This window comes from Tenacibaculum litoreum (genome assembly GCF_964513915.1).
Lineage (GTDB): Bacteria > Bacteroidota > Bacteroidia > Flavobacteriales > Flavobacteriaceae > Polaribacter > Polaribacter litoreum.
This window is the reverse complement of record NZ_CAZEQS010000002.1, coordinates 468,811-494,409: the sequence shown is the minus strand read 5'-3', so window position 1 is coordinate 494,409 and position 25,599 is coordinate 468,811. Positions and strand designations below refer to the sequence as shown.

19 protein-coding genes are annotated in these 25,599 nt (G+C 32.4%); 8 read left to right on the top strand and 11 right to left on the bottom strand.

The window, feature by feature from the left end; translation table 11 throughout:
* Window positions 1-4: 4 nt before the first annotated feature.
* Window positions 5-2,107: a DNA helicase RecQ gene (recQ, locus tag ACKTTR_RS03585; protein WP_408026997.1), complete on the bottom strand. Its 2,103-nt coding sequence runs from the start codon at window positions 2,105-2,107 to the stop codon at window positions 5-7.
* Between the two features lie 147 nt (window positions 2,108-2,254).
* Between recQ and ACKTTR_RS03580 the strand changes: the two genes are divergently transcribed.
* On the top strand, window positions 2,255-2,863 hold the full coding sequence (locus ACKTTR_RS03580; protein ID WP_408026561.1) for a TonB-dependent receptor plug domain-containing protein: 609 nt from the start codon (window positions 2,255-2,257) through the stop codon (window positions 2,861-2,863).
* 45 nt (window positions 2,864-2,908) lie between these two features.
* Here the strand turns inward: ACKTTR_RS03580 and ACKTTR_RS03575 are convergent, their stop codons facing one another.
* From ACKTTR_RS03575 to ACKTTR_RS03540, 8 genes are all read right to left on the bottom strand, one after another.
* Window positions 2,909-6,076 carry a S41 family peptidase gene (locus ACKTTR_RS03575; protein ID WP_408026560.1) on the bottom strand — a complete coding sequence of 1,056 codons (3,168 nt, stop codon included), beginning with the start codon at window positions 6,074-6,076 and terminating at the stop codon, window positions 2,909-2,911.
* 66 nt (window positions 6,077-6,142) lie between these two features.
* Window positions 6,143-6,913, bottom strand: coding sequence for a tryptophan synthase subunit alpha (gene trpA / locus ACKTTR_RS03570; protein ID WP_408026559.1), 771 nt, complete (start codon window positions 6,911-6,913; stop codon window positions 6,143-6,145).
* A gap of 30 nt (window positions 6,914-6,943) precedes the next feature.
* Complete coding sequence (trpB, locus tag ACKTTR_RS03565) at window positions 6,944-8,122, bottom strand: tryptophan synthase subunit beta (RefSeq protein ID WP_408026558.1); 1,179 nt, start codon at window positions 8,120-8,122, stop codon at window positions 6,944-6,946.
* A 60-nt stretch (window positions 8,123-8,182) separates the two neighbouring features.
* A complete protein-coding gene (locus ACKTTR_RS03560; RefSeq protein WP_408026557.1) occupies window positions 8,183-8,794 on the bottom strand; it encodes a phosphoribosylanthranilate isomerase in 612 nt (203 codons plus the stop codon).
* A gap of 22 nt (window positions 8,795-8,816) precedes the next feature.
* Complete coding sequence (trpC, locus tag ACKTTR_RS03555) at window positions 8,817-9,605, bottom strand: indole-3-glycerol phosphate synthase TrpC (protein ID WP_408026556.1); 789 nt, start codon at window positions 9,603-9,605, stop codon at window positions 8,817-8,819.
* A 122-nt stretch (window positions 9,606-9,727) separates the two neighbouring features.
* On the bottom strand, window positions 9,728-10,714 hold the full coding sequence (gene trpD, locus ACKTTR_RS03550; protein ID WP_408026555.1) for an anthranilate phosphoribosyltransferase: 987 nt from the start codon (window positions 10,712-10,714) through the stop codon (window positions 9,728-9,730).
* Between the two features lie 72 nt (window positions 10,715-10,786).
* Window positions 10,787-11,365, bottom strand: coding sequence for an anthranilate synthase component II (locus tag ACKTTR_RS03545; RefSeq protein WP_408026554.1), 579 nt, complete (start codon window positions 11,363-11,365; stop codon window positions 10,787-10,789).
* A gap of 83 nt (window positions 11,366-11,448) precedes the next feature.
* Entirely contained in the window at window positions 11,449-12,840 is a 1,392-nt protein-coding gene (locus ACKTTR_RS03540) for an anthranilate synthase component I family protein (RefSeq protein WP_408026553.1), read from the bottom strand.
* Between the two features lie 383 nt (window positions 12,841-13,223).
* Between ACKTTR_RS03540 and asnB the strand changes: the two genes are divergently transcribed.
* From asnB to ACKTTR_RS03525, 3 genes are all read left to right on the top strand, one after another.
* Entirely contained in the window at window positions 13,224-14,885 is a 1,662-nt protein-coding gene (asnB, locus tag ACKTTR_RS03535; RefSeq protein WP_408026552.1) for an asparagine synthase B, read from the top strand.
* Window positions 14,886-15,120: 235 nt separating this feature from the next.
* Window positions 15,121-15,651 (top strand): hypothetical protein, encoded by a 531-nt coding sequence (locus tag ACKTTR_RS03530; RefSeq protein ID WP_408026551.1) that lies wholly within the window; start codon window positions 15,121-15,123, stop codon window positions 15,649-15,651.
* 149 nt (window positions 15,652-15,800) lie between these two features.
* Window positions 15,801-16,895: a helix-turn-helix domain-containing protein gene (locus ACKTTR_RS03525; protein WP_408026550.1), complete on the top strand. Its 1,095-nt coding sequence runs from the start codon at window positions 15,801-15,803 to the stop codon at window positions 16,893-16,895.
* Between the two features lie 72 nt (window positions 16,896-16,967).
* Here the strand turns inward: ACKTTR_RS03525 and ACKTTR_RS03520 are convergent, their stop codons facing one another.
* Window positions 16,968-18,146, bottom strand: a complete 1,179-nt coding sequence (locus ACKTTR_RS03520) for a DUF3103 family protein (RefSeq protein WP_408026549.1) — start codon at window positions 18,144-18,146, stop codon at window positions 16,968-16,970.
* 430 nt (window positions 18,147-18,576) lie between these two features.
* On the opposite strand from ACKTTR_RS03520, the gene gyrB reads away from it, so the two are divergent.
* From gyrB to mdh, 4 genes are all read left to right on the top strand, one after another.
* Window positions 18,577-20,514 (top strand): DNA topoisomerase (ATP-hydrolyzing) subunit B, encoded by a 1,938-nt coding sequence (gyrB, locus tag ACKTTR_RS03515; protein ID WP_408026548.1) that lies wholly within the window; start codon window positions 18,577-18,579, stop codon window positions 20,512-20,514.
* Between the two features lie 91 nt (window positions 20,515-20,605).
* Complete coding sequence (locus ACKTTR_RS03510; protein WP_408026547.1) at window positions 20,606-21,631, top strand: DUF6588 family protein; 1,026 nt, start codon at window positions 20,606-20,608, stop codon at window positions 21,629-21,631.
* 121 nt (window positions 21,632-21,752) lie between these two features.
* Complete coding sequence (locus ACKTTR_RS03505) at window positions 21,753-23,609, top strand: PQQ-binding-like beta-propeller repeat protein (protein WP_408026546.1); 1,857 nt, start codon at window positions 21,753-21,755, stop codon at window positions 23,607-23,609.
* A gap of 147 nt (window positions 23,610-23,756) precedes the next feature.
* Window positions 23,757-24,683 (top strand): malate dehydrogenase, encoded by a 927-nt coding sequence (gene mdh, locus ACKTTR_RS03500; RefSeq protein WP_408026545.1) that lies wholly within the window; start codon window positions 23,757-23,759, stop codon window positions 24,681-24,683.
* A gap of 208 nt (window positions 24,684-24,891) precedes the next feature.
* Here mdh and ACKTTR_RS03495 read toward each other — a convergent pair whose 3' ends face one another.
* Complete coding sequence (locus ACKTTR_RS03495; RefSeq protein ID WP_408026544.1) at window positions 24,892-25,575, bottom strand: cell division ATP-binding protein FtsE; 684 nt, start codon at window positions 25,573-25,575, stop codon at window positions 24,892-24,894.
* Window positions 25,576-25,599 lie beyond the last annotated feature (24 nt).

The window sequence follows — 25,599 nt, the reverse complement described above, 5'->3', positions numbered from 1 at the left end:
CAATCTATCTTTTCCTTTGTAAAATGGTCAACCCAACTCGTATTTTTTCATACGAAACTTTCTCTCCCAAAAACTCAAAATAGGGCTTTAAAGTAGTTTCATTTTTCAAAACTTTTTTGGCATTTGCTACCAAAGCTAACGTATCTGCCTCAATAAACTCATCCAAACTCACATCTTTTCCTTCTAGGTATAACTTAGATAAGTGAGAAAAAATAGTGGCAGGTTTTAGTCCACGGTTTTCAGCTATCTCTTCGACTGTAAAACCTTCTTTATACAACTTAAAAGTCTCTAAAGTAGTATCTTTTTTAGTTCGCTTCTTCTCGTTTAAAAAAGTTTTAATCTCTTCCATAAACTCAGCTCCATACACTTCTAATTTTCGTTGTCCTACTCCGCTTATTGCCAAAAACTCTTCATCGGACTGTGGCCTTTCTCTTTCTATTTCTTTAAGGGTAGCATCATTAAACACCAAATAGGCTGCTATATCTTCTTCCTGAGCAATACGATAACGTAGTTTTCGCAAACGCTCAAATAATGTATCTTTAACCGCTTTTTTCTTCTTCTCTTTTGTTACTGTTTGTACTTCTTTCTGAAATTCAACTGGAGTAGTTAACTGTACTTTTTCTCCTTCAAAGAGCACTTTAGTTGAAAAATCGGTAAGTTGTAAGCTATTATTTAAATGAAAAGCGATTTGACAATAACCTTGGTTTGTTAACTGTATTAAATAATACTGCCAATCTCTCCACGAAATATCTTTTCCTACTCCATAGGTTTTTAACGTTTGATAATTCTTGTCTAAAACCCCAGCGTTTTTGGCTCCTCTTAGCACATCTATTACAGTTCCCATAGCCTCTTTTCCTTGTAATCGATAAATAGCTGATAGTCCTTTTTGCGCGATAACAGTACCATCAAAAAACTGTGGCGGGTTCTTACACACATCACAATTTCCACAGTTTTCTTCAATTAATTCTCCAAAATAACTAAGTAATATTTTTCTTCGGCAAACCGTAGCTTCAGCAAATTGCTTCATACGTTCTAATTTTGCCTCTTGCACTTCCTTATTTCCGGTATTCTCTATAAACTGACGCAACTGAATAACATCTGCATAACTGTGAAATAACAAGGCTTTTGCAGGTAAACCGTCACGACCTGAACGTCCAATTTCTTGATAATAACCTTCGATATTTTTAGGCATATTATAGTGAATTACCCAACGAACATTAGATTTATCGATTCCCATTCCAAAAGCAATAGTAGCACAAATTACCTCACAATCATCTTTAATAAAAGCCTCTTGAGTTTTAGCTCTTTCTTCAAAAGGTAATCCCGCGTGATAAGCCTTTGCATCAATATTGTTTTGTTGCAGTTTACTAGCTAATTGTTCCGTAGCTTTTCTACTTAAGCAATAAACAATTCCTGCTTCATTAGGTCTCCTCTGAATAAACTTTATAATTTGTTGTACTCTATCGTTTGCAGGACGAACTTCTAAAGCAATATTCTCTCTATTGAAAGAACTTATAAATTGAGTAGCATTTGGCACTGCTAACTGCTCTAAAATATCTTGTTGCGTTGCTTTGTCTGCCGTAGCAGTTAACGCTACAATAGGAACTTCTGGTAACGATTTTTTTAAAAATGCAAGTTGTTTATAGGAAGGGCGAAAATCGTGTCCCCATGCAGAAATACAGTGTGCTTCATCAACAGCAATACAGCTTATATAAGATTGATTTAACACATTTTGGAGTAATGATAAACTTTCAGGAGCAACATATAGTAGTTTTATACTTTTTGAAGCTATTGCGTCAAACACTTGTTGTTGCTCTTCTGTTGATTGACTACTGTTAAAAAAAGTTGCAGGAATTCCGTTCGCTTTTAAGCTATCTACTTGATCCTTCATCAATGCTATTAATGGAGAAATTACCAACGTAACACCTTCAAAAAATAATGCTGGTAATTGGTAACAAATAGATTTCCCTCCTCCTGTTGGCATAATAACCAAGGTATCTTTTTTTGCTAAAATATTTTCAATAATAGCTTGTTGCTCTAAACGAAAGCTATCATATCCAAAATTTACTTTTAATTTTTCTAACAATTCTTGTTCTGTAATCTGCATCATTTGGCAAAAATAGGAATAAAAAAAACCTAGAATGGTTACTTTTTAGGTTTCTTCTCTATGATTTCAGTAAAAAAAGACTAAATACATTATCAATAATAAAGAATTTACTTTTTTTTTCTATATTGGGAAATAAAAACAGATTTCATGAAAAAAATTATACTCTTATTCGTTACTCTGCTAGTTTTTAATTTATCTGCTTTTTCTCAAGCAAAGAAATTATCTATCCTCGTTAAAGGACCTGATAACAAGCCTGTTTCTGGTGCAGTAATCCTTCTTGACAATGTAAAACAAAAAAGATGGACTAACGCCAAAGGTGAGTACAAAATAAAATTAGAAAAAACTCCTAAAGAAATTAGCGCTTATTCACCTAAAATAGGAATTATTAAGGTTCCATACAACGGACAAAAAAAAATAACACTTAAAATAAAGGAAGGTAATCACCATTATATTTCTGGTGATGCTAGAAGCAAAAATATAAACCCTATTCAATACAGAGATATCTATGATTACCTTAGAGGTCAGGTTCCAGGTGTTAATGTATCAGGGGCTAATAATATTAATATAAGAGGCTACAATAGTGTAAATGGGAGTACTGTTCCATTGTTTATATTAAATAACACTGCAGTAGATAAAACTATTTTTAGCAACATTGTTCCTACTACTATTAAATCCATAAAAGTACTTAAAGGTCCTGAAACCTCTGCTTATGGATCTAGAGGTGCCAATGGCGTTATTATAGTTGAAACACGTTAGAATAAAATAAAAAAAGCTGAGTTTTAAAACTCAGCTTTTTTTATTTTATTCTATATCTTGTAACAATACTTCGACTGCTTTTTTTAATTGAGCATCTTCTCCTCTATCCTTCCATCCTGGTGCATTTTTCACCAAATAATCTGGTACAGCTGGTGCTTCATTCTCCATATTCTCACCTGTTTTTTTTACATACCATGCTCTAAATGGCATACGAATCATTCCATTTTGTAAACGTTTTCCTCCTGTAGAAATCACCGCTCCAAAAGTTGGTTGCCCTACTAATTTCCCTAATCCTAAATTTTTAAAAGCATGAGAGAAAATTTCAGCATTTGAATAACTATTTTCATTACATAAAGCTACCATTGGTTTTGTGTTTACTGATAAGATGGCTCGTTCATTAAACGGATAGTTTCCGTTGAACTTCTGATGATTTTTTAAGCTTTTTGCTGCTCCTCTTGGAACTGTATAAGCATGCTGATCTACATTAAGCACTGCCATTAATCGGTCAGTTGTCCAACCACCACCATTGTAACGCACATCAATTACAATTCCTTTTTTACCATAACCACTTGCTTTTAATTCACGTTCAAAACGCTCAAAACTTGGCATATTCATTCCTTGGATGTGAATATATCCTAATTGATCGTTTGAATACTCTTCTACCAATTTTTTTCTAGAGTTTACCCATTCTTCATATTGCAACCTTCTTAAGGATCTTTCTGGACGTAACACTACTTCTTTACCATTATCTAAACTCAATAAAATCTCTTTCGATTGCGTATTCTTTAGTAAACTGTAGAAATTTGTATTCTTTTTAATTTCTTGTCCGTTAACAGCTGTGATAATATCTCCTACTTTTAACTTACTGGTTGATTTGTCTGCTACTGAATTTGGTAACACATAAGAAACCTTTACTCCTTTTTTAGTGTTCTCTACTTCCAAACCTAATACTCCAACTTTATCACTTGTATTTCTTGGCGCACTACCACGATACCCCATATGACTAGCATTCAACTGTCCTAACAATAGATTGAACATATAGGTATAATCTTGATGTGTAGTTGCCGATAATACCCAAGGCTTGTACTTCTTTACTAAAGCATTCCAATTATATCCGTGAAATTCTGGATCGTAAAAACCAGCCGTTAAAGCACGAATTCCTTCTTCAAAAACTTGTTGATATGTTTCCGCTCTATTAGTAGTATAAGTTGCACTGTGTGGTAACTTCGTTACTTTATCTGATTTTGTGTTTAATTCAGCTAACTTTCCTCTTGAAGTGAAATAAATTTTTCCTTTGTTTTCAGTAAAGTTTCGTGCATTGATAACTCCTTTTACTAATTTTGGCTTGCTACCATCCCATTTAACTTTGTAAGTACTTCTTTTTTCTGTAGCAGGATTGGTTGCTGAAAAATAAATAAAATCACTATCCGCACTAAATACTGGGCTATACTCGTTATCTTGTAAAGAGGTAACTTGTACCAAGCGATCATAAATTTTATCTTCATCTATTTTTACAACTACTTTTTTCTTCTTTTTCTTTCCTTTTTTTGCGTCTTTCTCTTTAGACGGTTCTTCCTTCTTCTCAGGATAATAAGATCCTTCTTCGTGGTCTAACTTCGATTTTTCCCAATCTGATTTTTCTAACCAAACCATCCAAACATCGTAATTGATTCCGCTTCTGTTTGATAAAAATGCTAACTTTTTTCCGTCAGCACTCCAAACTGGGTTACGGTCACTTCTAGGATGCATAGATACATTCATTTTGGTAGATGGTTTTTCTACAGATTGAATAAAAATTTCGCTATCAAAATTTAAGTCTTCTTGAGAATACGCTATGTACTTACTATCTGGACTCCACGAAACTCCTTCAGCAGCTGCCCAAGAATTAGAGTACTCTTTAGCATTTGTTATCTTTCCTTTTTTAATATCAGCAATCATTAAAATTCCTCTTCCTACCTGGTAAGCTATCTTCTTTCCGTCAGGAGAAACTAAAGAATATTCAATATCTTCTTTACTATTGGTTAGTTTAGAAACTTTTGTTTTTAAACTACGGTGTAACCCCACCAAAGTATCTGTAGAAACTGCACTATACAATTGATAAACTCCATCTCTATCTGAAGAAAAAACAACTGTTTTATCGTCTAACCATTGTGGATTGATATCTCTATACGGGTGCTTACTCACATTGTTTGAGCGCTTCTTTTCTTTATTATTCTCCTTTACAAAGATTTCTCCATTAATTTCTAGTGCTATATTTTTTCCATTAGGTGAAACTGCATAATTACCAATATCTCCTGAAACTGTTTTAGTTTCTTCTACTTCGAAACGATTATCTGAAACAATATCTAAATTAATTTTTTGAGTTTTTCCATTTTCTAGCTTGAAAGTATCTGCTCCACTAGTATACACAATCGTCCCGTTATTACTTACTGAAAATGTTTGTACACCATCTTTTGTTTGACTCGTTAATTGAGTAGCTTTACCATTAGCTGTTCCATTTGCAGAAATTGCTTGCTTATAAATATTATAACGTCCACTTTTTGCTCCGATGTAGTATAAATTCCCCGTTGCATCCCAGACAGGAGAGTGATCATTCTTGTTACTCGTCGTTATTTGATGATACTCATTTGTTTCAGCATTATAAACCCAAATATCACGCTGTGCAGAACCTGAATAATCTTCACGAGCAATACGACATGCTCCTTTGGTAAAAGCGATTAATTTTCCATTTGGAGATACGGAAGCCATTTCTCCATAGGCAGTTAATAATCGACGAGGCGTTTCTCCCTTCTCATTAACTACATACATTTGTTTATCCCACTCCGGACCTCTTAATACACGACTTGTGGTAAATACAACATCTCCCTCTTTTGTCCAATCTGTAGGAGTATTAGCTGTTGGATAGTATGTTAACTGTTTAGGAACTCCCCCTTTTACAGAAGTTACAAATACATTATCATTTCCCTTTCTATCAGAAGAAAAAGCAAGTTCTGTTCCATTGTCATTCCAAACAGGGTTGCTTTCATACCCTTTATGAATGGTTAATCTTTTTGTTTGCTGATTATTAAAGTTATATAGCCAAATATCGCCATAATAACTAAATGCCATTTGAGAAGCATCAGGGCTTATCACAGGCTTACGAATTAATGTATGTTGCGCAAATAAAAAATTACTTGCTAATAAAGCCACCCCTAAGAATATCTTTTTAGTCATGTTATTTGATTTTAAACCACCAAATTACTTCATTACGACTAAAACTCTGATAAAATTAGGAATACATTAACAATTCTTAACAGTTTTCACGAAATTACCAATCCCTTCTACTCCGTCTTTATCTAAAATCTTTATAAAAGCAGATCCTATAATAGCTCCATTCATATAATCACAAGCTGTTGTAAAAGTTTTGTTATCTGAGATACCAAAACCTACAATTAACTTACTTTGTAAATTCATAGCTTGAATTCTTTTAAAGTATTTTATTTGTGCTGATGAAACCTCTCCTTTAGCACCTGTAATTGATGCCGAAGCAACCACGTAAATAAATGCACCTGTTAAAGAATCTATTTTACGAATGCGTTCTTCAGAAGTGTGTGGTGTAATTAAAAATACGTTTGTAATTCCATATTTTTCAAACAACTGCTGATAGTGACTTTCATATTCTACCATTGGTAAATCTGGAATAATTACCGTATCAATGCCACAGTCCTTTACTTTTTGACAAAATTTATCTTCTCCATATTTAATAATTTGATTCAAATAGCCCATTAACACCAAAGGAGTTTCATTTAAACCTTTAATCGATATTAATTGTTGAAAAACTACGTCGAGATTCATACCATTTTTCAGCGCTACATCACTACTATGCTGAATGGTTGGTCCGTCAGCTAACGGGTCAGAATAAGGCAACCCTACCTCTATAAAATCTACTCCGCTATTACTTAACTCCCCAATAACTTTTGCAGTATCTTCTAATTTTGGAAAACCTGCTGTAAAGAATATTGACAGTAAATTGTGTTCTTTTTTATTGAATATATGTTGAATTGAGTTCATTTCTAATAGCTTTTAGCCATTAGCCAAAGGCTAGTAGCTTAAATGTTTAATATACGTTTCTAAATCTTTATCACCTCTACCTGATAAATTCACCACAATTACTTGATTTTTTTGTAAATCCATTTTTGGTAATACTGCCAAGGCATGTGCACTTTCTAATGCTGGAATAATTCCTTCTATTTTTGTCAATTCATAAGCAGCATCTAGTGCTTCTTTATCCGTAGCATTCATAAACTTTGCTCGTTTTGTTTCGTGCAAATAGGCATGCAAGGGTCCCACTCCAGGATAATCTAACCCTGCAGAAATAGAATAAGGCTCTACAATTTGCCCATATTCATCTTGCATTAAAATTGTTTTGCTTCCGTGAATAACACCTACTTCCCCTAATTGTGAAGTTGCAGCACTTTCTCCCGAATTCACTCCTAATCCTGCTGCTTCAACTGCTATCAATTCAACTTCTTTATCGTCTAAATAATGATAAAAAGCACCTGCAGCATTACTTCCTCCACCTACACAAGCAATAATTGTGTCTGGATTTTCATTTCCTGTTTGTTCTTTTAGCTGTACTTTCATTTCTTCAGAAATTACAGCTTGTAAACGAGCCACCATATCAGGATATGGATGTGGACCTACCACAGAACCTATTAAATAATACGTATCTGGATGCTGAATCCAATAACGAATTGCTTCATTCGTAGCATCTTTCAGAGTTTTACTTCCACTAGTTGCTGGTACTACTTTAGCTCCCAACATTTTCATACGGGCTACATTCGGCGCTTGACGTTGAATATCAGTTTCTCCCATGAAAACAACGCACTCTAATCCCATTAAGGCACATACTGTAGCTGTAGCCACTCCATGTTGCCCTGCACCTGTTTCTGCTAAAATTTTAGTTTTTCCTAAATGCTTTGCTATTAGAATTTGACCAATAGTGTTGTTTACTTTGTGTGCCCCTGTATGATTTAGATCTTCTCGTTTTAAATAAATAGTTGCTCCATACTTTTCTGATAACCTTTTTGCTAAATACAGTGGACTTGGACGTCCAACATAATGCTTCAATAAATCTTTATATTCTTTTTGAAAAGATTCAGATTCTATGATTTGTACATAATTATCTTCTAACTCTTTTACGTTTGGATATAACAATTCAGGAATAAATGCTCCTCCAAATTGTCCGTAATATCCATTATTGTCTGGTTGAAATTTCATTTTCTTGTCGTTTATTATTTAGCCATAAAAAGAGATTCCTCACTTCGTTCGAAATGACACTTAACTATTTTGACTAATACTTTTTTTAAACTTCTTTAATTCTTTTACTGATTTCACTCCTGGTTTGGTTTCAAACTTACTATTCACATCAATTGCATAGCAGTATTGTGATTCTTTTCTTTTAAGAAAGGATTGTAATTCACCGACTTCTTCTAATCCTATTCCTCCACTTAAAAAGAAAGGTTTTGTTGAGTTATAATCTCTCAAAGCTTGCCAGTTAAAAGTTACTCCGTTTCCTCCTCGCTCTTTCCCTTTGGTATCAAACAAAAAGTAATCTACCACCTCTTCATAAGATTCTAAAACCTCAAAATTGAATTCGTCTTTAATTCCAAATACTTTGATAATTTCTACTTTTGGCAAATATTCTTTTAATTTTTGAATGTATTCAACAGGTTCTTCTCCATGCAACTGAACTGTTTCCAGCTGATATTCTTCAATTAAAGAAACTACAATCTCCAAATACTCGTTTACAAAAACACCTACTTTTTTGATTCCTTTTGGCAATTCTGGAATGATTCCCTCAAAATTTCTTGGTGATTTTTCATAGAAAATAAACCCTAAATAATCAGGTTTCAATTCAGCTACTTGCTGAATATTTTCTATAAACTTCATTCCACAAACTTTTAGTTTCATATTATCTAATTTGATCGATAAACTCTTGACATGCCTGACCTGGGTTCTCTGTCTTCATAAAGTTTTCACCAATTAAAAAACCATGAAAACCATGTTCTTTTAATCCAGTTATAATTCTTGGGTCAGAAATTCCACTTTCAGAAACTTTTACTACCGTATCGGGTATTTGACTTGCTAAGTTTATTGAATGTTCTAAATCAACTTCAAAAGTTTTTAAGTTTCTGTTGTTAATTCCTATAACTTTATTATCCAAATCTCCAATTTTATCTAAATCTTCCTGCGTATGGATTTCATACAAAACTTCTAACCCTAAATCTGTTGCTAACTGACCGTAATTCTTCAACTGTTCAGCTGTCAAACAAGTAGCGATTAACAACACCACATCAGCACCAATTGCTTTAGCTTCTACAATTTGAAATCCATCAACAATAAAATCTTTTCTTAAAATTGGTTTTTGCTCATTGATAGCTCTCGCTTCCATCAAATCTGCCATCGTACCTCCAAAAAAAGAAGTATCGGTTAAAATAGATTGTGCTGCTACATTGGCGTCTAAATATCCATTAGTTACTTCGGTAATCGTTGCTTTGTCATTGATAATTCCTTTAGAAGGTGATTGACGTTTGAACTCTGCTATAATTCCCGTTGAATAAGGCTCTAACAACGATTTTTTTAACGAAAGAGTTTCCCTTTTAAAGTTTGGGCTTTCTACTAGTTTTTTAACAGCAACTTCAGCTTTTATTTTTGCTACTTCCTGTTTTTTAAAGGCTATTATTTTATCTAAAATAGTCATCTTGTATTCTTTTTGTTATTGCGAACAAAGTGAAGCAATCTAAATTATCTTCTTTACAGAAAGATTCCTTCACTACCACTTCGACTACGCTCAGTGTCCGTTCGGAATGACGGTTTTTTATTTTAATTTACTAATTTTTCTAACGATTGTTTTGCTTTTAACCCTAATAACGAATCTTTTGCTTCTTCAAATGCAGTTTCAAAACTCTTATTTTTATTAAAAGTTTTTAAGGCAAATGCCGCGTTAGTTAATACCACATTATTTTGCGCTTCTGTTCCTTTTCCGTTGATTATGTTCACAAATATATCCGCAGCTTCTTTAACTGTGTTCCCTCCAAAAATAGCTGATGGAGCAATTTGTTCTTGTCCTAAGTCTGATGGAGAAACTTGTTGCTCTGCTTCTTTAGTAAACAATTTAAAATCTCCTGTTAATGAAATTTCATCATATCCGTCTAATGCATGTACCACACCATAGTTTACATTTGATTGTTGTAGCATGTAATTATACACTCTAGCAACCTCTAAGTTAAATACGCCTACCAACTGATTTTGTGGACGACTTGGATTTACCAATGGACCTAACATATTAAAGAATGTTTTCACGCCTAATTCTTTTCTAATAGGAGCTACAACTTTCATCGCCGGATGAAATAACGGTGCGTGTAAAAAACAAATATTTGCTTCTTCTAACTGACGTTTTAGCGTGGTTTCATCATTCGTGAAATTGTATCCTAAAAACTCTAACATATTAGACGATCCCGATGCAGAAGACACTCCGTAATTACCATGCTTTGCTACTTTATGTCCTGTTCCTGCTACAATAAATGACGTTAACGTTGAAATATTGAAGGTGTTTTTTCCATCTCCTCCTGTTCCACACAAATCAATTGTGTTAAAATCAGACAAATCTACTTTTATAGCCAATTCTAATAAAGCTTCTCTAAATCCTGATAATTCATCTACTGAAACTGGACGCATTAAAAACACCGTGATAAATGCAGCTATTTGTGAAGCATTGTATTTTTCTTGTGCGATGTTTATCAATACTTCTTTCGATTGTGCTTTGGTCAATCGTTTTTGTTCAAATAGGGTATTTAGTATTTTTTTCATTTCTTTTATATTTTCTATAGAATAATAAGTTTGCTATCTTCTAAAGGACTTCTCACTTCGTTCAAAATGACGTTAGTTATTTACACTTTCTATAAAGTTCTGAATCATTTTTTTTCCTTCTGGAGTTAAAATACTTTCTGGATGAAATTGTACCGCTTCGATAGGAAACTCTCTGTGGCGTAATGCCATAATACTTCCACTTTCATCAATTGCTGTTATTTCCAATTCCTCTGGAAAATTCGTATGAGAGGCAATCCATGAATGGTAACGTGCAGCTTCAAAAGTTTCTGGAATATCTTTGAAGGTAATCGTGTTATTTTTAGTTACTTTCATTTCGGTAGCTACTCCGTGAAATACATCATTCAGGTTTTCTAACTCACCCCCAAAAACTTCCGTTATTGCTTGCAAACCCAAACACACTCCAAAAATTGGAATTTTACCTGCATAGGTTTTTATAGTTTCCTTTAAAATACCTGCTTCATCAGGAATTCCTGGTCCTGGAGACAAGATAATAGCATTGTATTTTTTAATTTCTTCTACTGAAATTTCGTCGTTACGATATACGTCAGGCAACTTTCCTGTAATATCTTCTACATAATGCACCAGATTATAGGTAAATGAGTCGTAATTATCTAATATTAATATCTTCATATTTATAGTATTGAGTATTGAGGTTTGAGTATTGATAAAACATGTATATCCCACATCTAAATACTAACATCTCAATTCTAATTTTATATTTCTTCTGCTAACACCAATGCTTTTTTGAGTGCTGCTAACTTATTATTTACTTCTTGCAGTTCGTTTTCTTCTTTTGAATTGATTACAATTCCTGCACCTGCTTGATAATACAAGGTGTTGTTTTTACTTACAAAAGAACGAATCGCGATGGCTTGATTTACATTTCCGTTCAGTCCAATAAAACCAACACATCCTCCATAAAATCCACGAGTTTGATTTTCGTATCTATCTATTAACTCCATCGCTTTGTATTTTGGGGCTCCACTTAAGGTTCCTGCTGGAAATGTATCTCCTACAATTTCTATCGGGTTTCCTGTAATCTTTCCTGTCACTGTTGACACCAAGTGAATTACATGGCTAAAATACTGTACCTCTTTGTAGGTTTCAACTGTTACATTAGTTGCATGTTTACTTAAATCATTTCTTGCTAAATCAACCAACATTACATGTTCTGCATTTTCTTTCGGATCATTTGCTAACTCTTTTGCCAACTCTCTATCTTTTTCATCATCACCTGTTCTTCTAAAGGTTCCTGCAATTGGATTGATTACTGCTTGACCTTCATCTATCTTAATTTGTGCTTCTGGCGAAGACCCCATTAACTTAAAACTTCCATAATCAAAATAGAATAAATAAGGTGAAGGATTTATAGATCGTAACGCTCTGTATACATTAAACTCATCCCCTTTAAATTGTTGTTGAAATTGACGTGATAACACCAATTGAAAAACATCTCCTCTTTTACAGTGTTCCTTTGCTTTGGTTACACTTTCTTTAAACTCTTCATCTGTAATATTAGATGTTTCTTCTCCTTCAAAAGCAAAGTCATATTTAGCAAAAGATTGAGAGTTTACTAAGTTTTCAATTTCCAATAATCGAGACTCTTCTCCTTCTGGAATATTTTCTATCAAAATCATTTCATTTTTAAAATGATTAATCGCTACGATAAATCGAAAAAAGCTATACTGTAATACTGGAATTTCTGAAGGAGTTTTATTTGATTTTAACTGAATTGTTTCGAAATACTGAACTGCATCAAAAGTAGTATAACCATACAGTCCATTAAATGATTTTATTTCCTCTGAACAGTCTACCGAAATGACATTGCTATATGTATCAAATTTCTCGTAAAAATTTCTTTGAATAGACTCTCTCATCAATTCTTCTTTTTGATAAGACAATACCAACTCATCATTCTCTGCTTTGATGGTCATCAAAGGTTCTATACACAAAAACGAATAGCTATTTTCTTTACTATGATAATCTGAACTTTCTAGTAGTAAACTATTCGCATACTTATCTCTTGTTCTTAAGTACAAGCTAACCGGCGTTATCATATCTGCCAATTGTTTTTTTGCTATTGTTTTAAAGGTAATTTTTTTCATTTCTTTTAATATATAAAAACAAAAAAGGCTTATCATGAGATAAGCCTTTTCGTTGTATTATAGATATAACAAGATGGTCTCACTAACGTAAGTTATGAGTTTTCCACCACCAGTTATTTAATTGTTGTTTCATCATTATGCTACAAATGTATAAAGTGATTTTGATTTTACAAACTTTTCTTTCAAATTATTTATTACAACTAAAAAATAGTAAGTCTCTATGAGTAAATAAGCTAAAATAAGTTTCATTTTAATACAAAAAACAATTTTAAAATTACATTTTATAACTATAATTAAATTTTACCTTACAATTAAAAAACATTCCTTTGTTATTTGTACCAGAAATAAACCAAAAAGAATAAAATTTATAAAAAGATATTATTATGTGTGGAATTGTATGTGCGTTTGATTTAAAACAACCCTCAGACAAACTGAGACCTCAAATCCTAGAAATGGCTAAAAAAGTTCGCCATAGGGGTCCGGACTGGAGTGGAATTTATAGTGATGAAAAAGCAATTATGGCACATGAGCGATTAGCAATTGTTGATCCTGCTTCTGGACAACAACCTCTGTTTAGCCATGACCGTAGATTTGTGTTAGCTGCCAATGGAGAGATATACAATCACAAAGAAATAAGAAAGCAACTTAAGGAACAACATGAGTTTTTAACTAAATCTGATTGTGAGGTTATCTTAGCTTTATACAAAGAAAAAGGTGTAGAATTTTTAGATGATTTAAACGGGATTTTTGGTTTTGCTGTGTATGATTCAATTACTGATGAATATTTAGTGGCTCGTGACCACATGGGAATTATTCCTCTATACATGGGATGGGACAAACATGGCACTTTTTATGTGGCTTCAGAATTGAAAGCTTTAGAAGGAGTTTGTAACAAAATTGAAGTTTTTCCTCCGGGACATTACTACACTCGTGAAGATGGTTTACAAAAATGGTACTCTCGTGACTGGATGGAGTACGAAGCTGTTAAAGACAACCTAACCTCTATTGATGAAGTACGTGATGCTTTAGAAGCTGCTGTACACCGTCAATTAATGAGTGATGTACCTTATGGAGTTTTATTATCTGGTGGACTAGATTCTTCAATCACCTCTGCTATTGCTAAAAAATATGCAGCTAAACGTGTAGAGTCCGGTGATAAAGACGCTGCTTGGTATCCTCAATTACACTCATTTTCTATAGGTTTAGAAGGATCTCCTGATTTAGCTGCTGCTAAAAAAGTTTCTGAATATATTGACACTATTCATCACGAAATCACTTTTACTATTCAAGAAGGACTAGATGCAATAAAAGATGTAATTTACAACTTAGAAACCTACGATATTACAACTGTTCGTGCCTCTACTCCTATGTATTTAATGGCGCGTGTTATTAAATCTATGGGAATAAAAATGGTATTATCTGGTGAAGGTGCTGACGAACTTTTTGGAGGGTACTTATACTTCCATAAAGCACCAAATGCTGATGAATTTCACAAAGAAACAGTGCGCAAATTAGATAAACTATATCAATACGATTGTTTACGAGCGAACAAAAGTTTAATGGCTTGGGGAATTGAAGGTCGCGTCCCTTTTTTAGATAAAGAGTTTATGGATGTTGCGATGCGTATTAACCCAGAAGATAAAATGATTAATGGTGAACGTATGGAAAAATGGGTATTACGAAAAGCTTTTGAGAGTTACTTACCAAAAGAAGTCGCTTGGAGACAAAAAGAACAATTTTCAGACGGGGTTGGATACAACTGGATTGATACCTTAAAAGAAGTTGTAGAAGCTGCTGTTACTGATGAAATGATGGCAAATGCCTCACATCGTTTTCCGACTCAAACACCAAGAACAAAAGAAGAATATTATTATCGTTCAATATTTGAAGAACATTTCCCAAGTGAAACTGCTGCTTTAACAGTTCCATCTGTTCCTTCAATTGCTTGTAGCACCCCTACAGCATTGGCATGGGATAAAAGTTTTCAAAACCAAAACGAACCTTCTGGTAGAGCTATCAAAGCTGTACATGAAGACGCTTACTAAGAAAAATTCTTAGTTTTTTTCAAATTTTAGTTGTGATAAAAATCTCGCTTTGGCGGGATTTTTTTTATACTAAAACTTAAAACTTTGTTAAACTAAAATTTTTGAATCATTTCTTATAGTAATAAGAACAATTTTGATAACACTTTCATTTTTTTGAAAGTAATTTTGTTCTTCCTCAAAACCGAATTATTACTCATACTCCTCGTTTTTTTAACAACCACTAAAACTTAGTATTATGAAGAAATTTGTATTTGGTTTACTTTTCCTGGGTCTAACCAGCCTAGTACATTCTCAAAGTAATGGAGTCGCTAAAAATATCATTTTAGAGCCTGTAACCATTAAACCTTTAAACCTAAACTATCTTAAGGAAGTTCAACACAAAGACACTCCTGAAATAGTCAAAAATCTAGAAAATGAGGCCGCTAGATATGACATCACAGAAGATCCTGTTTTCGATAGAGAATTTGAAGCTTATGAAGTTATATTCAGAACAAAAAAAGAAGGAGGGACAAGTGGATTAATCACCGCTACTTACGATTCTAATGGTAAAATTATAAGCTCTATTGAACGCTATAAAAATATACTATTACCAAAAGTTGTAAGAACTGCTATTTTAAACAAGTATCCAGGTTGGGCTATACATAAAGATGTTTACCTTGTAACTTATAGAAACAATAGTAAATCAAAAAAAGTATTTAAAGTTCAAATTAGAAAAGACGGAAAACGAAAAAACCTAAAACTAGATTATGAAGGTAACATTCATTAAAAAGTAAAGTTTCAATCTCAACAACATAAAAAAGTATTTTACATATCAAGTGAAATACTTTTTTAAGGTTTTTTCCCTATTTTCTTGAAATTTACCTTATTCTACTCTAAGTTAACCACTTATCAAGTTTCTATTTGTTAACTTTACATATGTCAGTTTATTTGATTCAACATATAACCAATAACAACACTGCTATTGATTTAGCAATTACCTTTTATTCTAAAATTCAACAAATTCTTCTTAAAAAATGCATTAACTGTTGGATTGATCATAAAAAAAACAGTGTTTTTTTTCTAATAAAAGCACCTAACAAAAGCTCAATACGAAAATTATACTATAAATCCATTAACCTACGTCCTTACAAAATAACACCTGTAAACAACCATTTAGTCTTTGCTTTCTTGAAGAGTGTACAGCAACTTAAGGCAATACAATCTAGATCACTCTACACACCACAAAAACATTCAGTCTTTTTTTTAGCCAAAACATTTAATAAAAAAGTATTCTTACTAAATAGAGCAAAAACTATTGAATCTTTATCATTCAAAAAAGCTATTATTCAAAACCTAATAACTTCTTACGAAGGACATCAAATAGAAGCTAACGAAAATATTATAGCTTCATTTCATTCTATTAAAAACGCTTTAGGCTGTACTGTTTCTATACTAGACAAACTTAACAAAAGAACAGATAACAGTTCTACTAAAATTATTTTATACACATCTATACATAATGATAATAAAACCACTTTTTCTGAAATAATTCCTAAACTAACAGAACTCCTTTACCTTGTAAAAAAGAAAGAACAACTTATTATTTCTTCAAAAAAAATAAATATGCACCCTTCACTTTCTAGCTTAAAAAAAATTTACTGGCTAGACCCTGAAAAAGAATCCTTCATACTTTCTTTAATAGATATACTTTCAAAAAACTACCATAAGCCTAAATTTAAAGTTTCAGACATTTGCTCTTTAATGATGATGTCCAAAACTAAATTATACAGAAATTGTAAAGACATTACTGGTAAATCCATCAACCAACTATTAAAAGATTTTAGACTTTTAAAATCCATAGACTCAATAACAATGGGGTCGTCTGCTATAAACCAAATTTCGACAGATGTTGGCTTCAACAGCAGCTCTTATTTTTCTAATTGTTTTAAAAAAAAGTTCGGCATGTGTCCTAAAGAGCTTTCAAAACAAAAATACTCCCTAGGTTTTCCACACAACATACAACTCTCATAATTAAAACCCTTTAAAGTAAAAAAAGCATCCTGAAAAATCAGAATGCTCTTTCATTTACTTATCTTTTACTTTTTAATTTGGCGCAACATAAAAAGGAGATAAGTTTATCTTAGCGTTTCTTCTAGCACCGTAGTAATTGTAGTAACTCTTATTTTTTTCAATTGTATAAAATGAATCTACATAATCATCATTATTAGCATACCAACTATCTGGCATAGCTTGAATTATAGCTCCTGCAACTTGCCCTAAAACACTAACCCAAGGTTGTGTTGAAACTGTTCCTATAATTTGAAAAACTCCATTTACAATAGCCGAAACTAAGTCTTTATAATTGGTATTATCATCTTTTTCAAACAGCTGAATATTTGCAGCTTGATATTGATAATCATCCCAGAACAATAATATTTGATTTGGATAATAATCCGTATCATCATGATCTAAATAATACATAGGTATTACCTTAATTTCAGGATTGTTTTTATCATCTTTAATACCTGATGTTATTGCATATACCTCAGCAGCACCACTAATCCACGGCTCTTCATCATCATTTAAGCTTATTTTATCTAATTTTGTGGTTTCCAACCCAGCATTTCTAGCAGATTTAGCACTTAAATCTAATGAAGACTTTAAAAACCTGTTATTTTGAACTCCGCTTTCTTGAAGATACTTATTCATATAAGTTACCTCTCTCTTTAAAGTTTCAAAACCATCAGTTTCAAGAACAATAACTGTTTGACTTGGTGCTTCTTTAGGGTCAAGATAAACAACTTCTTTATCTATCGTATAAGCTTCAACTCTCTTCCAAGTTTCCTCATCTCCTTCAGGAGCAAAAGAAAATAACACATTAGAAAAATCTTCTATCCTCTCTCCATTGTGCATCCAAACTTCTATAATCTCTATCTTTTCTGGAGCAGCTTCTTTAGATGCCTTACCTTCTAACGTAGTTGTTTTAGACATTAACTTTTTATACGATTCGTCATGACTCACAAACTCAGAAGTTTGTTCTAAAATTTTAGACATGGCTACACTTGGTTGCTGATTATTCAACAATTCAAGAGTCTTTTCTTTAAAACTTTGATTTTTCATCAAGTCAATAAATTGAAAAGTAACTTCTTTCTTATTTACTAAATCAGAAGTTTGTTCTTCTATTAAACTTTCAGGACCAGTAACTAATTCTTCAGAATTGTTGCAGCCAACAAACAACATTGAAGCCAATAAGGCTCCTAATAAAATTCGGGGGGTTTTCATTTTTTAAAAATTTTTAATTTATTAATACTAGATTCAATATTAATAAAAAACACAACAAAAACCTTAAAAAATGTTAATTTTTTACATTAACAAAAACAAAAAACCATAAAACACAATATTTAATACATTTTTTTAACATTAAATAAACAATTTCATAACTTTACTTTCATGAAACGAATTTAAAGCTATATAAGCTATTTTATAAAAGAAAAAATCTTAAAAACCACTCTCTTTACCCTAACTTTTAATTTAACAATGTTTTTAGCCTTTTTAAGAGCTTTTTTATCAACCAAGCGATTGTTGATAAAATATCTCAAAAATCGCTTAAAAACTTTATTTTAAGTTTTTAAAATTGTAAATTTGTAAGATAACAATAATCGCTTTCGAGCGATTTTTTTATGACAAAGACTTTAATTTAATTCTCTTTATAATGAGCGAAGAAAAAAAACATAATTATTCTGCCGATAGTATTCAGGCACTAGAAGGAATGGAACATGTACGCATGCGCCCTTCTATGTATATTGGAGATGTTGGAGTACGTGGTTTGCACCACTTAGTATACGAGGTTGTAGATAACTCTATTGATGAAGCTTTAGCAGGACACTGTGACACAATTGAAGTTACTATTAACGAAGATAACTCTATTACCACAAAAGATAACGGTCGTGGTATTCCTGTAGGAATTCATAAAAAAGAAGGTGTTTCTGCTCTTGAAGTTGTTATGACCAAAATTGGTGCTGGTGGTAAATTTGATAAAGATTCATATAAAGTATCAGGTGGGCTACACGGTGTTGGGGTTTCTTGTGTTAACGCACTTTCTGATCATTTAACTGCAACCGTACATAAAGAAGGTAAAATTTGGCAACAAGAATACGAAAGAGGTAAAACTTTATACCCTGTAAAAACTATTGGAGAAACGGACTTTACAGGAACTATTGTTACGTTTTTGCCAGACAAATCTATCTTTCAACAAACAACAGAATACAACTACGATACCTTAGCTACACGTATGCGTGAATTAGCGTACTTAAATAAAGGTATTACCATTACATTAACAGATAAACGTAATCAGGACGATGAAGGAAATGTCATTTCTGAGGTATTTCATTCAGAAGAAGGTTTATCTGAGTTTGTGAAGTTCTTAGATGGAACAAGAACACAAATTATTCAAGATGTAATTTCTATGGAAGGTGAAAAGAATGGAATTCCTGTAGAAGTTGCTATGGTGTACAATGATTCATATGCTGAGAATTTACACTCATACGTAAATAACATTAATACACACGAAGGAGGTACACACCTATCAGGTTTCCGTCGTGGTTTAACTCACACATTAAAAAAGTATGCTGATGAATCTGGTTTACTTAAAAATGTAAAATTCGAAATTGCTGGTGATGACTTCCGTGAGGGATTAACAGCAATTGTATCTGTAAAAGTAGCTGAGCCTCAATTCGAAGGTCAAACAAAAACAAAATTAGGTAACCGTGAAGTAAGTGCTGCTGTATCACAAGCTGTATCTGAAATGTTAACGGATTACTTAGAAGAAAATCCAAATGACGCTAAAACCATTGTTCAAAAGGTTATTTTAGCTGCGCAAGCACGTCATGCAGCACGTAAAGCTCGTGAAATGGTACAGCGTAAAACAGTAATGAGTATTGGTGGTTTACCTGGTAAATTATCTGACTGTTCTGAAACTGACCCTGCTCAATGTGAAATATTTCTTGTTGAGGGAGACTCGGCAGGTGGTACTGCAAAACAAGGTCGTGATCGTAACTTCCAAGCAATTCTTCCTTTAAGAGGTAAAATCTTAAATGTAGAAAAAGCTATGCAACATAAAGTTTTTGAAAATGAAGAAATCAAAAACATGTTTACCGCATTAGGAGTTACTATTGGAACAGAAGATGACCCTCGTGAATTAAACTTAACCAAATTACGTTACCATAAAGTAGTTATTATGTGTGATGCCGATGTAGATGGTTCTCACATTGCTACTTTAATTTTAACATTCTTCTTCCGTTACATGCGTGAAATGGTTGAACAAGGATATATTTACATTGCTACTCCTCCTTTATATTTAGTTAAAAAAGGACAAAAACGCGAGTATGCATGGGATGACAATCAACGTGATTTAATTGCTCAAAAAATGGGTGGCTCAGTAACTATTCAACGTTATAAGGGTCTTGGAGAGATGAACGCAGAACAATTATGGGACACTACCATGAACCCTGAGTTTAGAACACTACGACAAGTTACTATCGATAACTTAACTGAAGCTGATAGAATCTTCTCTATGCTAATGGGTGATGAAGTTCCTCCACGTAGAGATTTTATAGAAAAGAATGCAAAATATGCGAATATTGATGCATAAAATATTTTCTTAACTTTAAAAAAGCTCAATAATATTATTGAGCTTTTTTTTATTTTATATTTTTACCGCTTAAAACAACACCCTCATAATTATGAAAAAAATTCTTTTACCACTTTTAACTTTAATGGTAAGCTTTAGTCTTAAAGCTCAGGAATTAGAAACTATTTTATTAGCAAAAGAAGATGCTAGCAAATTAACGAATGCTTATTTAGATCCTGCTATGAAAGGCTTTGTTTATAGCATGAATAATGGTTGGTATCACACTGCTAAAGTTCATAAAAAATTTGGTTTTGACATTTCTATCGGAGCAAACGCATCTTTTATCCCTTCTGAAGATGAAATGTTTAATCTAACAAAAATAGGATTATCTAGTAATACTACATACAACCAGAACACTACAGCTACAGTTGCTGGAAGCAATTCTATAACTCCTGCCGAATTAACATACACTACTACTATAGACGGACAACAAGTTGAAGCTAACTTCACAATGCCTGAAGGTATTAAAGAAGATTTACCTGCCAATGCTGTACCTGCTCCATCTGTCCAAGTAGGTTTAGGACTTCCTTTTAAGTTTGAAGCAATGCTTAGATACTCTCCTAAAGTAGGTTCAGATGATGTAAAAGGTGGATTATTTGGTATTGGTGTTAAAAAAGAAATCACTGATTGGTTTGGACCAATGGATAAAACTCCTTTACATGTTTCTTTATTAGCCGCCTACACAAATATGAATGTAGATTACACTATTGGCGATGTAAATGGAGACATTGAAGCTAGAAATGCTATTACTGAATTTAGATTAAACTCATATACTGTTCAAGCTATAGCCTCTTTAAACTTCCCTATAATCAACATTTATGGAGGTATTGGATATAATGGAGGTAATACAAGTTTAGATATGAGAGGTGATAGCTTTTACGCTACTTACACAACCCCATTAGGAACAACTGAGAGAGAGAACCTAGGAACAAATCCATTATCACTAAGCTCTAGCTCTGGTAGTTTTAACACCACATTAGGTGCTCGTTTAAGTTTAGGTTTCTTTAAAATCTTCGGAAGTTACACCTTACAAGAGTACAACTCTGTTAATGCAGGTATTGCTTTTAGTTTTAGATAAGACTCACTTTATAAAATGCATAATAAAAAATCCTATTTCGTAAAATAGGATTTTTTTAATATCTATATTCGCGACTAATTTTTAATTTAACAAAATTTTAACCTCTTAATTTTTAAGTGTTATGAAAACAAAATTATTCTTATTATTTTTCTTAACTTCTATGTTCGTTTCCGCTCAAAACGAAATTTGGAAAAAAGATCTTAAGAAAGAACTTTATCAAGTTGGATGGATTAAACAAACTAGTGACGGTAATATTATAGCTTCTGGAGCAAAAGGACTATTAGCCATGAATAATAATACAGGAGAAATTCTATGGCACAACAAAGAATTAAAAGCGGTTGACAAAAACACTTTTTTAAACATCGATGGCTTACCATTCTTCTACGTTGAATATGCTCCTATAGTAGGAAAAGTTAGAGGAATTGTACTTAATTCTAGCAACGGTGAAATTGTTTTCGACACTAAGGGTAAAGGTTACAGAATTAAAGACTACACCTTACTTCAAGACAAAGGAATAATTCTATTTGAATTACTTGATAATAAAAAACAAAAACTTATGAATTTCGATTTAGTTAAAAGTCAACTAAATTGGATTATTGACCTAGGGGAAGTTGGTAATATTTTCAAAAAACTAGCAGGTAGTTCATTTATTAATCATGGGCCTTTTTTCACCTCTTCTAATAACTTAGTTATTGGTATTAAAGACAAAATTTTTGCTATTAACTTCTCTAACGGAGAAATTGTATGGAAACATAAAACTAAAAAGAAAGTTAATGCTCTAGTATACTCAGAAAAAAATAACAACCTATATGTTGGTATAAAAAAATCTAGCAAATTACTAGTATTAAATCCAGACAATGGTACAGACATAACTCCTGGTAAATTAAAATTAAGAGGAGAATTAATCGACGTTACATCTAATAGTAATGGTGATTTAATTTTAGTAGAAACAGAAGGTTTTAACATTATAAACCCTGAAACTAATTTATTTAAATGGAAGAAAAGCTTTAAAATAGATTATTTAAATGAGGTAATACCTCATGAAAAAGGTTTTATAGCTATTGGAAAAGACGAAAAGAAAGGATCTATTGCTCTAGTCTCACCTGAAGGTAAAAAAATATGGAATACTAACGTTAATGGATATGCTTACTACATAACCCCTACTGAAAAAGGAGTTTTATACATTTCAACTGAGAGGTCTAATATTTTAGACTACGAAAAAGGAAAAGACGTTTGGAGAAGAGATGTAAAGTTCAAATCGATTCCTGCTGTCACCTATGATGAAAATGAAAACAAAGTGATTCTTTTTGAAAATAGAAAAGGATATAAATTCGATTTAGAATCTGGTGAAATTAATCAGTTTGCTGATGATATTAGACTAGAAGAAGTAAAAAGAAAAACTCCTTTAGTTGCTGAATATATAAAAGGAGAAGGATATTTATTATACACTGACCAACACATATCTTTATTAAAACCTGATGGAACAATTAAATATTCTAATTACTACAAACCTGCCTCTTCAATACAAGGATTAACTAGAGTAGCACAACTTGGTCTGGCGTTTGCTGGTGTTGATTTTGACATACAAGGTTCTTTAGATAATATTGAAATGTTAAATGATTTATCAAATGGAGCTTACAGAACCTCAAAAGACCAAACTGATGGAACCTCAGAAACCTCTACGATAGCAAGTTTACATATAGGAGCTGGTGATGGAAATATGCACGAAATCTTTAATATAACTTCAAAACGTTTTTATAACTCTAAAGTTATTAAAAATAGTCAGTTTATTGTCACTAAAGTTAAAAGACAAGACCTTCCATCAATTCATAAAATTATTAAGGTTGATAAGAAAACTGGTGCCATTGATAAAGAAATAGACCTATTAGACAAAACACCAAACTACGTGATAGACAAAGTAGATAATATGGTATTTATCAACGAAAACAATACATTAATATCTGCTCACAAATTTTAATCAAAATCTAAGTATAAACAACCTAAAAAAGCTTCCTTAAATTTAAGGAAGCTTTTCTTTTATATCCATAGCCAAATCGCTATTTTTGTGCATCTTGTGCGGATTCCGCACTTATAAATATAATTAATTACAAAAAACATATATAAAATGAAAGTAACGGTTGTAGGAGCAGGTGCTGTAGGTGCAAGTTGTGCTGAGTACATTGCTATTAAAAATTTCGCTTCTGAAGTTGTTTTAGTTGATATTAAAGAAGGTTTTGCTGAAGGTAAAGCAATGGACTTAATGCAAACTGCTTCTTTAAATGGTTTTGACACTAAAATCACAGGAACAACAGGAGATTATAGCAAAACTGCAGAATCAGACATCTGTGTAATTACTTCAGGAATTGCTCGTAAACCAGGAATGTCTCGCGATGAGTTATTAGGAATCAATGCAGGGATTGTAAAATCTGTAGCTGCTAGCTTAGTTGAGCAATCTCCTAACACAATTATCATTGTAGTATCTAACCCAATGGATACTATGACATATTTAGTACACAAAGCAACTGGATTACCTAAAAACAGAATTATTGGTATGGGTGGAGCATTAGATTCTGCTCGTTTCAAATATCGTTTAGCTGAGGCTTTAGAGGCTCCTATTTCTGATGTTGACGGAATGGTTATTGGTGGTCACTCTGATAAAGGAATGGTGCCTTTAACTCGTTTGGCAACTCGTAACTCTGTTCCTGTATCTGAATTCTTATCAGAAAAAAGATTAGAGCAAGTAAAACAAGATACTAAAGTTGGCGGTGCTACTTTAACAGGATTGTTAGGTACTTCTGCTTGGTATGCTCCAGGAGCTGCTGTATCTGGTTTAGTACAAGCAATTGCTTGTGACCAAAAGAAAATTTACCCTTGTTCTGCTTTATTAGAAGGAGAATACGGTTTATCTGATTTATGTATTGGTGTACCAGTAGTATTAGGTAAAAACGGAATAGAAAAAATCGTTGAAATTAACTTAAGTGAAGAAGAAAAAGCAGCTTTAACTTCTTCAGCTGAAGCCGTTAAAAACAACAACACTGCTTTAACTTTCTAAGAAGTTAACAGTCTCAAATATTTAAAAACCTGAGTAATAAAATTACTCAGGTTTTTTTTATAAACTTTTGTTAAAATTCCAATTACTGTGTAAGATTTTCCTAATCTAAACGTCTTTATAGTAGAGAAGCATTAGTAGTGTTTCTTTTCATAGTTTTTCATAGCAATTTTCCCACTTCATTCTTGAAGTGGGTTTGTTTTTTATAATATTAAACTGCTTGTTGTACTACTTCAAACAATTCACCACCCTCACATTTAATCACTTTTTGTTTAAACTTTACAATCAATTGATAATCGTGCGTAGCCATTAAAATTGTCTTTCCACTTTGATGTATTTCATTCAATAACTCCATCACTTCTAATGAAGTTTTTGGATCTAAATTCCCTGTAGGTTCGTCTGCTAAAATTAATTCAGGATCATTTAATAACGCTCTGGCAATTGCTACACGCTGCTGCTCCCCCCCTGACAATTCAAAAGTTTTTTTATAGTATTTCTCCTTCATTCCCACCTTATCTAAAACTTCATGAATTTTATCTTTCATTTCATTTTTATCTTTCCAACCAGTGGCCTTTAATACAAATTCTAAATTCTCATAAACATTTCTATCGTTTAATAATTTAAAATCCTGAAAAACAATTCCGAGTTTTCTTCTTAAAAAAGGAATGTCATTTTCTTTCATTTTCTTTAAATCGAAGTCAACTATACTTCCTAAACCACGTTGTAAACGTAAATCCCCATACAAGGTTTTTAACAAACTACTTTTCCCGCTTCCTGTTTTTCCGATTAAATAATAAAAATCACCTTTATTCAGGGTAAAATTCACTTTTGACAACACTAAATTGTCTTGTTGATAAATATCTGCGTTTTCAAGGTGTAAAACAGGATTTTCCATGGAATGTAGTTTTTTACAAATCTA